At 71.7% G+C, this 14,818-nt stretch carries 14 protein-coding genes and 5 tRNA genes; 15 read left to right on the top strand and 4 right to left on the bottom strand.

Features of this window, described 5'->3' with window-relative positions:
• Positions 1 to 34: 34 nt before the first annotated feature.
• The 4 genes from ppk2 to hemA are packed head-to-tail and all read right to left on the bottom strand — an operon-like array spanning position 35 to position 4,981.
• Positions 35 to 817 carry a polyphosphate kinase 2 gene (gene ppk2 / locus H9645_RS07225; protein ID WP_191729034.1) on the bottom strand — a complete coding sequence of 261 codons (783 nt, stop codon included), beginning with the start codon at positions 815 to 817 and terminating at the stop codon, positions 35 to 37.
• A 52-nt stretch (positions 818 to 869) separates the two neighbouring features.
• Positions 870 to 2,597, bottom strand: coding sequence for an O-linked N-acetylglucosamine transferase, SPINDLY family protein (locus H9645_RS07220; RefSeq protein WP_191729033.1), 1,728 nt, complete (start codon positions 2,595 to 2,597; stop codon positions 870 to 872).
• A gap of 16 nt (positions 2,598 to 2,613) precedes the next feature.
• Positions 2,614 to 3,702 (bottom strand): peptide chain release factor 1, encoded by a 1,089-nt coding sequence (prfA, locus tag H9645_RS07215; protein ID WP_191729032.1) that lies wholly within the window; start codon positions 3,700 to 3,702, stop codon positions 2,614 to 2,616.
• A complete protein-coding gene (hemA, locus tag H9645_RS07210) occupies positions 3,680 to 4,981 on the bottom strand; it encodes a glutamyl-tRNA reductase (protein ID WP_191729031.1) in 1,302 nt (433 codons plus the stop codon). The genes prfA and hemA overlap by 23 nt, the downstream gene beginning before the upstream one ends.
• A gap of 120 nt (positions 4,982 to 5,101) precedes the next feature.
• Between hemA and H9645_RS07205 the strand changes: the two genes are divergently transcribed.
• The 15 genes from H9645_RS07205 to nusG all read left to right on the top strand — a co-directional run bounded on the left by H9645_RS07205 (position 5,102) and on the right by nusG (position 14,740).
• Positions 5,102 to 6,754 carry a tetratricopeptide repeat protein gene (locus tag H9645_RS07205; protein WP_318240514.1) on the top strand — a complete coding sequence of 551 codons (1,653 nt, stop codon included), beginning with the start codon at positions 5,102 to 5,104 and terminating at the stop codon, positions 6,752 to 6,754.
• Positions 6,751 to 7,401: a lipoprotein insertase outer membrane protein LolB gene (gene lolB / locus H9645_RS14185; protein WP_225218091.1), complete on the top strand. Its 651-nt coding sequence runs from the start codon at positions 6,751 to 6,753 to the stop codon at positions 7,399 to 7,401. The genes H9645_RS07205 and lolB overlap by 4 nt, the downstream gene beginning before the upstream one ends.
• Positions 7,398 to 8,297: a 4-(cytidine 5'-diphospho)-2-C-methyl-D-erythritol kinase gene (ispE, locus tag H9645_RS07200; RefSeq protein ID WP_318240508.1), complete on the top strand. Its 900-nt coding sequence runs from the start codon at positions 7,398 to 7,400 to the stop codon at positions 8,295 to 8,297. Before lolB ends, ispE begins: the two co-directional genes overlap by 4 nt.
• A tRNA-Gln gene (locus H9645_RS07195) sits at positions 8,260 to 8,336 on the top strand. The genes ispE and H9645_RS07195 overlap by 38 nt, the downstream gene beginning before the upstream one ends.
• A 39-nt stretch (positions 8,337 to 8,375) precedes the next feature.
• Positions 8,376 to 9,338, top strand: a complete 963-nt coding sequence (locus H9645_RS07190) for a ribose-phosphate diphosphokinase (RefSeq protein WP_189498907.1) — start codon at positions 8,376 to 8,378, stop codon at positions 9,336 to 9,338.
• A 108-nt stretch (positions 9,339 to 9,446) separates the two neighbouring features.
• Positions 9,447 to 10,097, top strand: coding sequence for a 50S ribosomal protein L25/general stress protein Ctc (locus H9645_RS07185; protein ID WP_191729028.1), 651 nt, complete (start codon positions 9,447 to 9,449; stop codon positions 10,095 to 10,097).
• 51 nt (positions 10,098 to 10,148) lie between these two features.
• Positions 10,149 to 10,730, top strand: a complete 582-nt coding sequence (gene pth, locus H9645_RS07180; RefSeq protein WP_189498911.1) for an aminoacyl-tRNA hydrolase — start codon at positions 10,149 to 10,151, stop codon at positions 10,728 to 10,730.
• A gap of 6 nt (positions 10,731 to 10,736) precedes the next feature.
• Positions 10,737 to 11,828 (top strand): redox-regulated ATPase YchF, encoded by a 1,092-nt coding sequence (gene ychF, locus H9645_RS07175; protein ID WP_191729027.1) that lies wholly within the window; start codon positions 10,737 to 10,739, stop codon positions 11,826 to 11,828.
• Positions 11,829 to 11,947: 119 nt separating this feature from the next.
• Positions 11,948 to 12,033: transfer RNA gene (locus H9645_RS07170), tRNA-Tyr, on the top strand.
• A gap of 13 nt (positions 12,034 to 12,046) precedes the next feature.
• Positions 12,047 to 12,120 (top strand) — tRNA-Gly (locus H9645_RS07165).
• Positions 12,121 to 12,163: 43 nt separating this feature from the next.
• Positions 12,164 to 12,239: transfer RNA gene (locus H9645_RS07160), tRNA-Thr, on the top strand.
• A gap of 61 nt (positions 12,240 to 12,300) precedes the next feature.
• Positions 12,301 to 13,491, top strand: a complete 1,191-nt coding sequence (gene tuf / locus H9645_RS07155; RefSeq protein WP_191729018.1) for an elongation factor Tu — start codon at positions 12,301 to 12,303, stop codon at positions 13,489 to 13,491.
• A 178-nt stretch (positions 13,492 to 13,669) separates the two neighbouring features.
• Positions 13,670 to 13,745: transfer RNA gene (locus H9645_RS07150), tRNA-Trp, on the top strand.
• A gap of 24 nt (positions 13,746 to 13,769) precedes the next feature.
• The gene (secE, locus tag H9645_RS07145; RefSeq protein WP_191729026.1) at positions 13,770 to 14,153 is read left to right on the top strand and encodes a preprotein translocase subunit SecE; all 384 of its coding nucleotides are present in this window, start codon (positions 13,770 to 13,772) and stop codon (positions 14,151 to 14,153) included.
• A 5-nt stretch (positions 14,154 to 14,158) separates the two neighbouring features.
• Positions 14,159 to 14,740: a transcription termination/antitermination protein NusG gene (nusG, locus tag H9645_RS07140; RefSeq protein ID WP_189499414.1), complete on the top strand. Its 582-nt coding sequence runs from the start codon at positions 14,159 to 14,161 to the stop codon at positions 14,738 to 14,740.
• Positions 14,741 to 14,818 lie beyond the last annotated feature (78 nt).

Genomic DNA, 14,818 nt, shown 5'->3' with positions numbered 1-14,818 from the left:
CGCGGGTGCAGCGCGAGGGGGCGCGGCAGCGGTCTCAGTCCTCGCCGTCGTACGGGTCGATCGGCTCCAGGACTCCGTAACGCTCCTTCGACGGCTTGCCCGGCAGCGGCGCGAAGCCGGGTTTCCTGGCCGGCACGGTCACGTCCGGAAGCCGGTCGAGCAGGTGCCGGATCAGCGCCAGCCGCCCCGACTTCTGGTGGTTGAAGTCCACCAGCGTCCACGGCGCATGATCGGTGTGCGTGGCCGCGAGCATGTCCTCGCGGGCGCGGGTGTAGTCGTCGTAGCGCAGCCGGGCCTCGACGTCGACCGGTGACAGCTTCCAGGCCTTGAGCGGATCCTCGAGCCGCTCGGCGAAGCGCTCCTCCTGCTGTTCCTGGTCGCAGCACAGCCAGTACTTGAACAGCCGGATGCCGTCGTCGACCAGCAGCCGCTCGAACACCGGCGCCTGCGCCAGGAAGGCGTCGACCTGGGCGTCGGTGGCGAAGCCCATCACCTTCTCGACGCCGGCGCGGTTGTACCAGCTGCGGTCGAACAGCACGATCTCGCCGGCCGCCGGCAGGTGGCACACATAGCGCTGGAAGTACCACTCGCCCTGCTCGCGCTCGCTCGGCTTCGGCAGCGCCACCACGCGGTACTGGCGCGTGTCCAGGTGCTCGGTGATGGCCTTGATCGTGCCGCCCTTGCCGGCGGTGTCCCGGCCTTCCATCACGATCGCGATGCGTTCGCCGCGCTGCCGCGCCCAGCGCGCCATCGCCACCAGCTCGTGCTGCATGCGCCGCAGCTCGGTCCTGTACTCCTCGCCCTTGAACGTCTTCATCCGTGCGCTCCCGCGGGGTGGGTCGGGGCGGGCGGCGCGTGCCGCCCGCGGGTCAGGCCTGGTGCAGCTCGATCGACGCCGGCGGCAGCCCGTCGCGGTGGCGCGCGGCCATCGCCCGGGCCATGGCCGCGAAGTCGCGCGCGAAGCCGGCCATGTCGAACAGGCCCGAGCATGCGCGAAGCCCGTGCAGGCGGCTGCGAAGATCGCGCAGGCGGGCCGGGTCGTTGCCCAGCGCGGTGGCCAGTCCGACGAACGCTGCGTCATCGGCCACGTTGAGTTCGCCCAGTCCCAGGTGGTGGTTGAGGCTGCCCGCCACGCGCGCGGCGAAGCTGCGGCCCGGGCGCGTCAGCACCGGGCAGCCGGCCCAGAGCGCATCGGACGCGGTGGTGTGGGCGTTGTAGGGATTGCTGTCCAGGAACAGGTCGGCCAGCTGCAGGCGCGCGAGGTAGTCCGCGTGCGGCTGCTTGGGCATGAAGACCAGGCGCGCCGCGTCCACGCCCGCGGACGATGCCGCGGCGCGCAGGCGGTCGTCGCCGCGGCCGGGACCCGACAGCAGCCACAGCACGCTGCCGGGCACGCCGCGCAGGATGGCCATCGCGCGCGCGAAGCTCGCCGGGTTGGTCTTGTAGCTGTTGTTGAAGCAGCAGAAGACCACGCCCTCGTCCGGCAGCCCGCAGGCCTCGCGCGACGGCGGCGGTGCCGGCGCACGGCGGGTGTCGGAGGGCTGGAAGCAGCGCGGCAGGCGCGCCACGGCTTCCGAAAAGCCCGCCTCCAGCCCCGGCGGCAGCACGAATCCGTCCGCCAGCACGTAATCGATCCACGGCGCCCCGGACGTGCCCGGATAGGCCAGCCAGTTCACCTGCAGCGGCGCCGGGCGCATCGCCAGCACCGCCGGTACGCCGCCGCCGCCCCAGCCGCGCAGGTCGTGGAGGATGTCGATGCCGGCGTCGCGGATGCGCATCGCCACCTGCGCATGCGGAAGGGAGGCGACGTCGTGCAGGGTCGTGGCGGCCTCGAGCCGCTGGCGCACCGCGCTGCCGTCGCCCGGATTGAGCGCGAACAGGTGCACCTCGAGCCCGGGCTCCGCGCGAAGCGCCTCGAAGCAGGCCACCGTGAGCAGGCCCGTGGGATGGGCGCCGAAGCCGTTGGAGAGGAAGCCGATGCGCAGCGGACCGGCGTCGCTGATCGTGCGCGGCGGCAGCACCCTTGCCCGGCGCGCGACCTGGACCGCGCTCAGGCGCGCGCAGCGCAGCTGCTCGAGGGCGTCGGCGTCCTCGCTGAGGAAGGCGAAGGGCTCCACGGCCGCCTCGCCGCGGGCCACGGCGCCGCGCACCTGCGCCGACAGCGCGTCGAGGCCGCGCCAATCGCACAGGCGCCGGCGCCAGGCCAGCAGGTGGGCGGCGATCTGCGCCGCGTCGGGAGCCAGCGCGTGCGCGCGGGCATAGGCCTCGGCGGCGGCCTCGGCCTCGCCGGTGTCCTCCAGCACATGCCCGAGCCACAGCGCGATGCCCGGATGGCCAGGCGCTGCGCGCGCGGCCTGGCGCAGGCTGTCGGCGGCGTCGCGGTGCCGGCCCTGCATCCACTGCAGCCGGCCCAGGCGGGCGAGTGCTTCGGGATGGCCCGGCGCCAGCGCCAGCGCCCGCCGCACCGCGGCGTCGCCCGCGGCCGCGTTGCCGGCGTCGAGTTCGGCATCTGCCAGCACGATCCAGGCGATGGCATTGCCGGGGGCCGCGGCGACCGCGCGGCGCGCCTCCTCGCGGGGGTCGCGCGCGAGGGTCATGCGCGCGGCCGCGGAATCACGCCGCCTGCTCCGACAGCCGCGCCAGCTCGTCGGCCTGGTGTTCGCGCGCGAGGCGGTCCACCAGCGCGTCCAGCGCGCCGTCCATCACGTTGGGCAGGTCGTAGAGGGTCAGGCCTTCGACGCGGTGGTCGGTGATCCGGCCCTGCGGGTAGTTGTAGGTGCGGATGCGCTGGCTGCGGTCGCCGCTGCCGACCTGCAGCTTGCGGCTGGCGGCGGTGGCGGCGGCGCGGCGCTCGGCCTCGGCCTCGGCGAGCGTGGCGCGCAGGCGCTTCATGGCCTTGTCGCGGTTGGCGTGCTGGCTGCGCTCGGTCTGCGACTCCACGACCACACCCGAAGGCAAGTGGGTGATGCGGATCGCCGAGTCGGTCTTGTTGACGTGCTGGCCGCCGGCGCCGGAGGAGCGGAAGGTGTCCACGCGCAGGTCGGCGGGGTTGATCTCGATCGGCTCGCCTTCCTCTTCGACCGGGATGATCGCCACCGTCGCGGCCGAGGTGTGGATGCGGCCCTGCGATTCGGTCTCGGGCACGCGCTGCACGCGGTGGGTGCCGGACTCGAACTTCAGCCGCGCGTAGACGCCCGCGCCCTCGATCCGGGCCACGGCTTCGCGGAAGCCGCCGTGCTCGCCCGGGTTCGCGGACTCGATCTCCACCCGCCAGCCCTGGCGCTCGGCGTAGCGGGTGTACATGCGCAGCAGGTCGCCGGCGAAGATCGCGGCCTCGTCGCCGCCGGTGCCGGCGCGGACCTCGAGCCAGATGCCGCCGTCGTCGCGGGCGTCGCGCGGCACCAGCAGCGCCATCAGCGCATCGTCGAGCTCGGCCAGGCGCGCGCTGGCGGCCTCGACCTCGTCCTTGGCCAGTTCGCGCAGCTCCGGATCGGCGCGCATGGCTTCGGCGGCCTCGAGGTCGGCGCGGGCGCGGGCCTCGTCGGCGAGCGTGGCGGCCAGCGGCTCGAGGCCGGCGAACTCGCGCGACAGGGTGCGGAAGCGGGCCTGGTCGGCGGCGACCGAGGGCTCGGCGAGCAGGCGCTCGAGCTCGTCGCGGCGTTCGGCCAGGGCTTCGAGCTTACGGCGCAGCGTCGGCAGCATCGCGTCGGTCGTCGGGGGCGTCGTCGTCGGGCGGCAGCATGCGCGCGATCGCGTCGAGCATGGCGGTGTCGCCGCTGGCCGCGGCGTCGCGCAGGGCCGCGGTGGGCGGGTGCAGCAGGCGGTTGGTGAGCGTGTGTGCCAGGAACTCCAGCGTGGCCTCCGGCGACTGGCCCGCCGCCAGCTGCTGCCGGGCGCGGTCCAGCACTTCGGCCTTCACCGCTTCGCCGTGGGCGCGCAGGCGCCGGATCGGGCCGCTGCGGGCGCCGGTGGCCTGCACCCGGGCGTACTGCGCCAGCTGCAGGTCGATGATCGATTCCGCGGCGTCGGCGGCCTCGCGCCGGTTGCGGCGGTTGTCCTCGACCGCGCGCTCGAGGTCGTCGACGGTGTACAGGTAGGCGTCGCGCAGGCCGCCGACCTCGGGCTCGATGTCGCGCGGCACGGCCAGGTCCAGCAGCAGCATCGGCCGGTGGCGGCGCGCGTCCAGGGCCGCTTCGACGTCGGCACGCCGGATCACCGGCTCGCGGCTGGCGGTGGCCGACAGCACGATGTCGGCCAGGTGCAGGTGGTGCTGCAGCTCCTCCAACGGCAGCGCGGTGCCGCCGTGGCGGTGGGCCAACTCCTCGGCGTGGCGGTACGTCCGGTTGGCAACCATCAGGCGCTTCACCTTCGCGGCGGCGAGATGGCGTGCGGCCAGCTCGATGGTCTCGCCGGCGCCCACCAGCAGCGCGACCGAGTCCTCGGGCCGCGCGAAGCTGTCCTGCGCCAGGCGCACTGCCATCGAGGCCATCGACACCGGGCTGTTGCCGATGCGGGTCTCGGTGCGCGCGCGCTTGGCGGTGACGAAGGCGTGCTGGAACAGGCGGTCGAGGTGCCCGCCCAGGGTGCCGGCGCCGCGCGCGGCCGCCCAGGCCTGCTTCACCTGGCCGAGGATCTGCGGCTCGCCCAGCACCATCGAATCCAGGCCGGTGGCGACGCGGAACAGGTGGCGGGCGGCGTCGTCGCCGGCGTGCCGGTACAGATAGGCCTGCAGCGAGCCGGCGTCGCCCAGCGGGTCTTCGGGATGGGTCGCCAGCCAGTTCACCAGCGCGCGCCCCCCGTCGTCGGCGACGGCGTAGAGCTCGGTGCGATTGCAGGTCGAGAGCAGCGCGACCTCGCGCACCCCCGGCAGGCCGCGCAGGTCGGCCAACGCGCGCTCCAGCCGGTCGTTGGCAAAGGCCACCCGTTCGCGCAGTTCGACGGGCGCGGTCTGGTGGTTGAGGCCGATGGCGACGAGGCTCATGTGTTCAGGTGCTTGCGATAAAGTGCTGGCATGACACGGCCTTATTTTACGGTGCCCGCGCCCCGCGCGTCCCGGACCCGCTCCGGCGGCCGTTCCGGCCCGGCGTTCGCCTGCGCGCACGTGCTGGGCGCTGCGCTGTGCCTGGCGCTGCTGTCGGCGCCGGCCACGGCGCGCAAGCCACCTGCCGGGCAGCCCCTGCGCGAGGTGCTGGCCGCCGAGTTCGCGGTGTCCGCCGGGCGCCCGGACGAGGCCGTCCACTGGTATCTCGAAGCCGCGCGCGCCGCGCCCGGGGACGCCGCGCTGGCCTCGCGGGCCACCCAGTACGCGCTCATGGGCCGCGACGACGCCGCGCTGGAGGAGGCGCTGGCGCTGTGGAGCGCCCGCGCCCCGGATTCGATCGGCATGCAGGGCGCGAGGGCGACCCTGGCGCTGCGCACCGGCCGCGCCCGCGCGGCCCGGCGCGAGCTGGAAACGATGCTGCGCGAAGGCGGGGCGCGCGGCTGGCTGGCGGCCTACGCGGTCCTGGGCACCGGCAGCCGCGATCCGGAGCTGTCGGCGCGGGTGCTCGGCGAGCTGTTCGAGCGCGACGTGCTGCCCACCCAGCCGATGGCCCTGGCCGCGGCCGGGCAGCTGGCGCTGGGGCTGGGCGACGACGCGCTGTTCGGGCGGATCGACGAGGTCGCGCGCGAACTGCATCCCGCCGATCCGGCCATGGGCCTGCTGCGCGTGAGCCATCTGCATCGCGCCGGCCGCAGCGCCGAGGCGCGCCAGGTGCTTGATGCCCTGGCCGCCGGCGACCCCGCGAATCCGCGCATTCGCGAGCGCATCGCCCTGGGCTACGCCGAGCTGGGCGACCCTGCGGCGGGAGCCGCGCTGCTGGAGGCCGGGGGCGCGTCCGACGACGACCTAGGCCAGGTCGCCCTGCGGGCCTCGCTGCTGGCCGACGCCGACGACCGCCAGGCCCTGGCAGGGCTGTACGAAGGCCTGGCCGCCGGCGCCGAAGTCCCGAACCCGGCGCGCCGGCTGCTGCTGGGCCAGGTGGCCGAATTCCTCGAGCTCCCCGGCGAGGCACTCGAGTGGTACCGCAGCGTGCCGGGCGGCGAGCAGCGCGACACCGCGCGGCTGCGCGAGACCAAGGTGCTGCACGACCTCGATCGCCAGGACGAGGCCTGGGCCGCCCTGCGCGCGCTGCAGCAGGACGCCGCGGCCAACGACCGCCTGCGCCGCGACGCCTATCTGATGGAGTCCGAACTGCGCCGGGCCGACGGCGACGACGCCGCGGAACTCGACGCGCTGGACCGCGGCCTGGCCGCGTTTCCCGACGAATCGGCCCTGCTGTACTCGCGCGCGCTGATGTGGGAGCGCCGCGACGACATCCCGCGCGCCGAGGCCGACCTGCGCCGCATCCTGGTCGCCGAGCCCGACAGCACGGCGGCGCTCAACGCGCTCGGCTACACCCTGGCCGACCGCACCGACCGCTACGGGGAGGCGCTGGAGCTGATCGAGCGCGCGCGCATCGCCGAACCCGCCAACGCCGCGATCATCGACAGCTACGGCTGGGTGCTGCATCGCCTCGGCCGCGACGAGGAGGCGCTGGTCGAACTCCGCCGGGCCTTCGTGCTGGAGAAGGACGCCGAGATCGCCTCCCACGTCGGCACCGTGCTCTGGAGCCTGGGGCGGCGCGAGGAGGCCATGGAGTGGTTCGAGCAGGCGCGCTCGATCGATCCGGAGAATCGCTCCCTGCGCCGCGCCCTCGAGGACATCGGCGCATGAGGGCGGCGCGGATCCTGATGGCGCTGGCCTGCGTGGCCATGCTCGCGGCCTGCGCCACCCGGCTGCCGGCGCCTGCGCCCGTGCCTGCGCTCGATCCCGCGGCACAGGCCCGTGCCGAGGCGCTGCAGGCGGCCCGTGCCGGGGCCCTGCAGGCGGTCCCGGCCTGGTGGCTGGAGGGGCGCGCGTCGATCACCCGCGCCGGCAAGGGCGGCAGCGGCCGCATCGAATGGCGCCAGGACGGGCCGGCCTTCGAGGTCGCGCTGGCCGCGCCGGTGACCCGGCAGAGCTGGCGGCTGGCGGTGGACGGTGGCGGGGCGCGCCTCGAGGGCCTGGAAGGCGGCACCCGCCACGGTCCCGACGGCCAGGCGCTGCTGTTCGAGGCCACCGGTCTCGAGGTGCCGGTGGAGGCGCTGAGCGCGTGGCTGCGCGGACTGCCGGCCGACGAGGCCGTGCACGGCCCGGCACGCCTGGAGTTCGGTGCCGACCTGCTGCCGGCGCGGCTGGAGCAGGCGGGCTGGGGGATCGATTTCCGCGCGTGGCGACCGTCGATCGACGGCGCGCCCGCGCTGCCGCTGCGCATCGACGCCCGCCGTGGCGATGCCGGCGTCCGCCTCGTGGTCGACGCTTGGAGCGGGGCGGAGCCGTGAGCGAGGCTGGCTGGTCGGCTTGGCCCGCGCCGGCCAAGCTCAACCTGTTCCTGCGCATCACCGGCCGCCGCGCCGACGGCTACCACGAGCTGCAGACGGTGTTCCGGATGCTGGACTGGGGCGACACGGTGCGGCTGCGCCTGCGGCCGGACGGTCGCATCGTCCGCCACGGGCCGGATCTCGCGGCGGTGCCGGAGGCGGCCGACCTCAGCCTTCGTGCCGCGGACATGCTGCGATCGGAGCTCAATGTCGGTCATGGCGTCGATATCCGCGTCGAAAAGCGCACGCCGGCCGGTGGCGGCTTCGGCGGCGGTTCGTCCGACGCGGCCACGGTGCTCCGGGCGCTGGACGCGATCTGGGGGCTGGAGGCCGGCGTGGACCGGCTGGCCGCGATCGGGGCCAGCTTGGGCGCCGACGTGCCCGTCTTCGTCCACGGCCACAACGCCTGGGCCGAAGGCGTGGGCGAACGGCTGTTCCCGGTGGATCTCGCGCCGGCGTGGTACCTGGTCGCCGATCCGGGCGTCCACGTGGCCACCGCGACCCTGTTCCAAGCCCCTGAATTGACGAGGGATGCCGCGCCCGCGACAATATCCGACTTCGCTTCGGGTGCTCCGCTCGGCAACGTGTTCGAGCCGGTGCTGCGTGGCCTGGAACCTGCCGTCGAGGCGGCCTTCCAGGCGCTTGCGCACGTCGGCACGCCACGCCTTACCGGGACGGGCAGTGGTTGCTTCGTCGAGTTCGCCGCGCGCGGGCCCGCCGAGGACGCGCTCGCCCGGCTGCCGCAAGGGCTCGATGCCCGCGTGGTCGCCGGTGCGCCGCGCTCGCCGCTGCTGGATGCACTTGCGGCCTGGTCACCGCAGGGGCGTCGCCAAGAGGTCCAAGGCACCGGGTTTTGATCCCGGCATCCGCAGGTTCGAATCCTGCCGCCCCTGCCAGTTACATCCCTGTCCTGCAGCGTCCAGCGGAGTAGTCCCGTGAAAAAGGAAGATGGCAACCTGCTGATCTTCTCCGGCAATGCCAACCGTCCGCTTGCGCTCGAGGTCTGCCGCGAGCTCGGCGTGCGTCCCGGCAAGGCGCTGGTGTCGACGTTCTCCGACGGCGAGGTCCAGGTCGAGATCGAGGAAAACGTGCGCCGCCAGGACGTGTTCGTGGTGCAGTCCACCTGCGCCCCGACCGCCGAGCACCTGATGGAGCTGCTGGCCCTGATCGACGCGCTCAAGCGCGCCTCGGCCAGCAGCGTCACCGCGGTGGTGCCGTACTTCGGCTACGCCCGCCAGGACCGCCGCATGCGCTCATCGCGCGTGCCGATCACCGCCAAGCTCGCCGCGCGCATGTTCACCGCCGCCGGCGCCGACGGCCTGCTGACCGTCGACCTGCACGCCGACCAGATCCAGGGCTTCTTCGACATCCCGCTGGACAACGTCTATGCCTCGCCGCTGCTGCTGGCCGACATCTGGCGCGCACACGGCACCGACAACATGGTCGTGGTCAGCCCCGACGTGGGCGGCGTGGTCCGCGCCCGCGCGATCGCCAAGCGGCTGGACGACGCCGACCTCGCGATCATCGACAAGCGCCGCCCCAAGGCCAATGTCGCCACGGTGATGAACATCATCGGCGACGTGGCCGGCAAGACCTGCGTGCTGGTCGACGACATCGTCGACACCGCCGGCACCCTGTGCGCGGCCGCCGCGGCGCTGAAGGCGCAGGGCGCCACCAAGGTCGTCGCCTACTGCACCCACCCGGTGCTGTCGGGCGCGGCGATCGACAACGTCACCCGCTCCCAGCTCGACGAGCTGGTGGTGACTGATACCATTCCGCTTTCCGACGCGGCCCGCGCCTGCGGCCGCATCCGCCAGCTCAGCGTCGCCGAGCTGCTGGCCGAGACCATCCGCCGCATCGCCGGCGGTGAGTCGGTGAGTTCGCTGTACGTGGACTGACGGCCCCCGGGCCGCGATCCGCTGTTTCCGCTTTTCCGGCTCCCCTGGTCGCGGGGGAGCCATCTTTCCGCCGCGAGGCGGGCCAACCCAGCAAGTGAGCAACCCACAATGAGCAATCACAAGATCACGGCCGCCGGCCGCAAGGACGAGGGGAAGGGTGCGAGCCGCCGCCTGCGTCATGCGGGCAAGGTCCCGGCCATCATCTACGGCGGCGACGTCGCCCCGCAGAGCATCCAGCTCGACCAGGAGAAGACCTGGGTCGCCAGCCAGCACGAGTGGTTCTACTCGTCGATCATCGACCTCGAGGTCGACGGCAAGGTCGAGACCGTGCTCCTGCGCGACATGCAGCGCCATCCGTACAAGCAGGTCATCATGCACCTGGACTTCCAGCGCGTCAGCGCCAAGGAAGCCATCCGCGTCCACGTGCCGCTGCACCTGGTGAACGCCGACGTCTCGCCCGCCGGCAAGACCGCGGGCGTGGTCCTGACCCAGGAGCTGAACGACGTCGAGATCGTCTGCCTGCCCGGTGACCTGCCCGAGTCGATCGAGGTCGACCTGTCGGCGATGGAGGTCGGTGCCACCGTGCACCTGTCCGAGGTCGTGCTGCCCAAGGGCGTCGAGCTGGCCACCAAGCTGGACGAGGGGCACAACCCCGCCGTCGCCGTGGCCCGCCACGCGCGCGTCGAGGCCGAGCCCGAGGCCGGCGAGGAGGCTGGCGACGTGCCGGCCGCGAAGCAGGACGACGCCGAGGAGAAGTAAGGCGCGCTGCGCCGGCGCTTCCCTGGTGGAGCGCCGGCCTGCGCCGGTGCGATGGACGGCATCCGCCTCATCGTCGGGCTGGGCAATCCCGGCCCGGAACACGCGCGGACCCGGCACAACGCCGGGTTCCGCTTTGTCGACGCCCTGGCCGAACGCGAAGGCGAGCGCTTCAAGGTCGACGGCAAGCTGTTCGGCGAGACCGCGAGGGTGCGGGTCGCCGGCCACGAGGCCTGGCTGCTGAAGCCGGCCACCTTCATGAACCTCAGCGGCAAGTCGGTGGCCGCCGCGCTGCGCTTCTGGAAGATCGAGCCGGAGCAGGCGCTGCTGGTCCACGACGAGCTGGATCTTCCTCCGGGCGTCGCCCGGCTCAAGTTCGACGGCGGCCACGGCGGCCAGAACGGGCTGCGCGACACCATGCGCCTGCTCGGCCACGGCCGCTTCCACCGCCTGCGCATCGGCATCGGCCACCCCGGGCACAAGGACCGGGTCACCGGCTGGGTGCTGGGGCGGGCGTCGCCGGACGACGACATTCTCATCGGCCGCGCCATCGACGACGCGCTCGACGTGCTGCCGCTGGCCATGGAGGGCAACTTCATGGACGCGATGACGCGGCTGCACACCAACAGGACCTGACACACCATGGGCATCACCTGCGGCATCGTCGGCCTGCCGAACGTCGGCAAGTCGACTCTTTTCAACGCGCTGACCAAGGCCGGCATCGCCGCTGCCAACTTTCCCTTCTGCACGATCGAGCCCAACGTCGGCGTGGTGCCGGTGCCCGATCCGCGCCTGAACGCGCTGGCGGAGATCATCAAGCCGCAGAAGGTGATCCCGACCGCGGTCGAGTTCGTCGACATCGCCGGCCTGGTGGCGGGTGCGGCCAGCGGCGAGGGCCTGGGGAACAAGTTCCTCGCCCATATCCGCGAGGTCGATGCGATCACCCACGTGGTGCGCTGCTTCGAGCACCCCGACGTCATCCACGTCGCCAACCGCGTCGATCCGCTCGCCGACATCGACACCATCGACACCGAGCTCGCCCTGGCCGACCTGGAGTCGGTGGACAGGGCGCTCCAGCGCGCCGAGCGCTCGGCCAAGACCGGCGACAAGGACGCGAAGGCGCGGGTCGAGGTGCTGGCGCGGGTGCGCGCCGGGCTGGATGCGGGGACGCCAGCGCGCGCGCTGGGCCTGTCTGAGGACGATCGTGCGGCGGTCCGCGACCTGTTCCTGCTGACGCTCAAGCCGGTGATGTACGTCGCCAACGTGCTCGAGGACGGTTTCGAGGGCAATCCGCACCTGGACGCCGTGCGCGCACGGGCGGCGGGCGAGGGCGCCGAGGTGGTGCCGGTCTCGGCCGCGATCGAGGAGGAGCTGAGCCAGCTCGACGACGCCGACCGCGACGAGTTCCTGAAGGACCTGGGCCTGGAGGAGCCGGGCCTGAACCGGGTCATCCGCGCCGCCTACCGCCTGCTCGGCCTGCAGACCTACTTCACCGCCGGCGTGAAGGAGGTCCGCGCCTGGACGGTGAAGGCCGGGTCCACCGCGCCGCAGGCGGCCGGGGTGATCCATACCGACTTCGAGAAGGGCTTCATCCGCGCCGAGACCATCGGCTACGACGACTTCATCCGCTACCAGGGCGAGGCCGGCGCCCGCGAGGCCGGACGGCTGCGCCTGGAGGGCAAGGAGTACCGTGTGCAGGAGGGCGACGTCCTGCATTTCCGGTTCAACGTCTGAGGCCAGCAGGCCCTCCCGTCGGCGCCGGGAATGCGTTGGCGGGAAAATGCTTCACAGGCGTTGACAGACGGATTTTTGCCCGCCAAAATTACGGGCTGTTTCAGCGGTTTGTTTGCGCTGGAGGGATACCCAAGCGGCCAACGGGGGCAGACTGTAAATCTGCTGGCTTACGCCTTCGGTGGTTCGAATCCACCTCCCTCCACCAGTACTTCCCCTGCGCGGGAGTAGTTCAATGGTAGAACCTCAGCCTTCCAAGCTGATGGTGCGGGTTCGATTCCCGTCTCCCGCTCCATTGCGGGTATCATTGGAGACTTCCCCGCCAGGGCACAACTCACGCTCACGTAGCTCAGTCGGTAGAGCACCTCCTTGGTAAGGAGGAGGTCGATGGTTCGATTCCATTCGTGAGCACCATCTTCGGGCCGCAGCGGCAAGCGCGGCCCTTCATTCCAACAGTTCAGCGAGATACGCAATCATGGCCAAGGGCAAGTTCGAGCGCACCAAGCCCCACGTGAACGTGGGCACCATCGGTCACGTGGACCACGGCAAGACGACGCTGACGGCGGCGCTGACGAAGGTGGGCGCGGAGCGTTTCGGCGGCGAGTTCAGCGCGTACGACGCGATCGACCGTGCGCCGGAAGAGAAGGCGCGTGGGATCACGATCTCGACCTCGCACGTGGAATACGAGAGCCCGACGCGCCACTACGCGCACGTCGACTGCCCGGGCCACGCGGACTACGTCAAGAACATGATCACCGGTGCGGCGCAGATGGACGGCGCGATCCTGGTGTGCTCGGCGGCCGACGGCCCGATGCCGCAGACGCGCGAGCACATCCTGCTGGCGCGCCAGGTCGGCGTGCCGTACATCGTGGTCTTCCTGAACAAGGCGGACATGGTGGACGACGCCGAGCTGCTGGAGCTCGTCGAGATGGAAGTGCGCGAGCTGCTGTCGAAGTACGACTTCCCGGGCGACGACACCCCGATCATCCACGGTTCGGCGCTGAAGGCGCTGGAAGGCGACCAGTCGGAGATCGGCGTGCCGGCGATCATCAAGCTGGTGGACGCGCTGGACAGCTGGATCCCGGAGCCGGAGCGTGACGTCGACAAGACCTTCCTGATGCCGGTCGAGGACGTGTTCTCGATCTCGGGCCGCGGCACCGTGGTGACCGGCCGCATCGAGCGCGGCGTGATCAAGGTGGGCGAGGAAATCGAGATCGTCGGTATCCGCCCGACCCAGAAGACGACGGTGACCGGCGTCGAGATGTTCCGCAAGCTGCTCGACCAGGGCCAGGCGGGCGACAACGCGGGCCTGCTGCTGCGCGGCACCAAGCGTGACGACGTGGAGCGTGGCCAGGTGCTGTGCAAGCCGGGTTCGATCAAGCCGCACACGGAGTTCGAGGCCGAGGTGTACGTGCTGTCGAAGGACGAGGGCGGCCGCCACACGCCGTTCTTCAAGGGCTACCGTCCGCAGTTCTACTTCCGCACGACCGACATCACCGGCGCCGTGGAGCTGCCGGAGGGCGTCGAGATGGTGATGCCGGGCGACAACGTGAAGATGGTGGTGACGCTGATCAACCCGATCGCGATGGACGAGGGCCTGCGCTTCGCGATCCGCGAGGGTGGCCGTACGGTCGGCGCGGGCGTCGTCGCCAAGATCAACAAGTAGTCGTATCCCGGCGGCCAGGGCCGCCGTGATACGGGTCGCCGTTCATCCGGATCCGCCCTTGGGGCGGTCCGGATAACGCCGACGGGGCCATCGGCTCACGCCGACGGCTTGCATGAAGTGCCGGGGCGAGTCGGGAGCGGCTCGCCGTTGGCGTCTGAGAGGCACCAGAAACTTACATACGCCAGTAGCTCAATTGGCAGAGCAGCGGTCTCCAAAACCGCAGGTTGGGGGTTCGAGTCCCTCCTGGCGTGCCAAGCCGCAACGAGGGCGATAACCACTTGAACAGCAGGGTTGAACATTCGAGGAGCCACGCCTCGGCCGGCGACATCGCCAGGTACGTGGTCGCGGCGCTGCTGCTGGTGGGTGGGCTGGTCGCCTTCTACTGGTTCGAAGGCCAGTGGCCGATGCCGCTGCGCGTTCTGGCCGTGATCGGTGGCGCCGCCGCCGCCCTGGTGGTCTTCCTCACCAGCGCGAAGGGCTTCCAGACCCGGGAGTTCCTGTCGGAATCCCGCTTCGAGCTGCGCAAGGTCGTCTGGCCGACGCGCCAGGAAGCCATGCGCATGAGCTGGGTGGTGATGATCGTGGTCATGGTCATCAGCCTGATGCTGGCCGGGTTCGACCTGGTGATCCAGTGGGCCATCCGCCTGCTGCTCGGCAACTGATGGAGATGTCCGGTTTGGAAAGCGAGATCGTCAAGCGCTGGTACGTGGTCCATGCCTATTCCGGCTTCGAGAAGTCGGTGGCGCAGGCGCTGCGCGACCGCATCGTGCGCATGGGCATGGAGGCGAAGTTCGGCGACGTGATGGTGCCGACCGAGGAAGTGGTCGAGATGCGTTCGGGCCAGAAGCGCCGCTCCGAGCGCAAGTTCTTCCCCGGCTACGTGCTGGTCCAGATCGCCACCCAGGACGAGGGCGGGATTCCCCGCATCGACAGCGAGAGCTGGCACCTGGTCAAGGAAACCCCCAAGGTCATGGGCTTCATCGGCGGCACCGCCGCCCAGCCGCTGCCGATCCGCGACGACGAGGCCGATGCCATCCTCGCCCGGGTCCAGGAAGGCGTCGAGAAGCCCCGCCCGAAGGTCCTGTTCGAGGCCGGCCAGATGGTCCGCGTCATCGATGGCCCCTTCAACGACTTCAACGGCGTGGTCGAGGAAGTCAACTACGAGAAGAGCCGCCTGCGCGTGGCCGTGCTCATTTTCGGCCGCTCGACCCCGGTCGAACTGGAGTTCGGGCAGGTCGAGAAGGCCTGATCCCGGCCCCTTGGCCGGACCCCCCGGAAGCTGCTATAGTGCGCGGCTTCCTGCCCGGATACCGGGCAAAACGCAATG

Origin of the sequence: Luteimonas colneyensis, assembly GCF_014836665.1 — a bacterium.
Taxonomy (GTDB): domain Bacteria; phylum Pseudomonadota; class Gammaproteobacteria; order Xanthomonadales; family Xanthomonadaceae; genus Luteimonas; species Luteimonas colneyensis.
This window is presented reverse-complemented; position numbering and strand designations above follow the sequence as displayed.

Bases quoted from the DNA above. Each gene is read 5' to 3' on its own strand.
- ppk2 (WP_191729034.1), bottom strand. From the start codon at position 817: ATGAAGACGTTCAAGGGCGAGGAGTACAGGACCGAGCTGCGGCGCATG.
- H9645_RS07220 (WP_191729033.1), bottom strand. From the start codon at position 2,597: ATGACCCTCGCGCGCGACCCCCGCGAGGAGGCGCGCCGCGCGGTCGCC.
- prfA (WP_191729032.1), bottom strand. From the start codon at position 3,702: ATGCTGCCGACGCTGCGCCGTAAGCTCGAAGCCCTGGCCGAACGCCGC.
- hemA (WP_191729031.1), bottom strand. From the start codon at position 4,981: ATGAGCCTCGTCGCCATCGGCCTCAACCACCAGACCGCGCCCGTCGAA.
- lolB (WP_225218091.1), top strand. From the start codon at position 6,751: ATGAGGGCGGCGCGGATCCTGATGGCGCTGGCCTGCGTGGCCATGCTC.
- H9645_RS07185 (WP_191729028.1), top strand. From the start codon at position 9,447: ATGAGCAATCACAAGATCACGGCCGCCGGCCGCAAGGACGAGGGGAAG.
- pth (WP_189498911.1), top strand. From the start codon at position 10,149: ATGGACGGCATCCGCCTCATCGTCGGGCTGGGCAATCCCGGCCCGGAA.
- ychF (WP_191729027.1), top strand. From the start codon at position 10,737: ATGGGCATCACCTGCGGCATCGTCGGCCTGCCGAACGTCGGCAAGTCG.
- tuf (WP_191729018.1), top strand. From the start codon at position 12,301: ATGGCCAAGGGCAAGTTCGAGCGCACCAAGCCCCACGTGAACGTGGGC.
- nusG (WP_189499414.1), top strand. From the start codon at position 14,159: ATGTCCGGTTTGGAAAGCGAGATCGTCAAGCGCTGGTACGTGGTCCAT.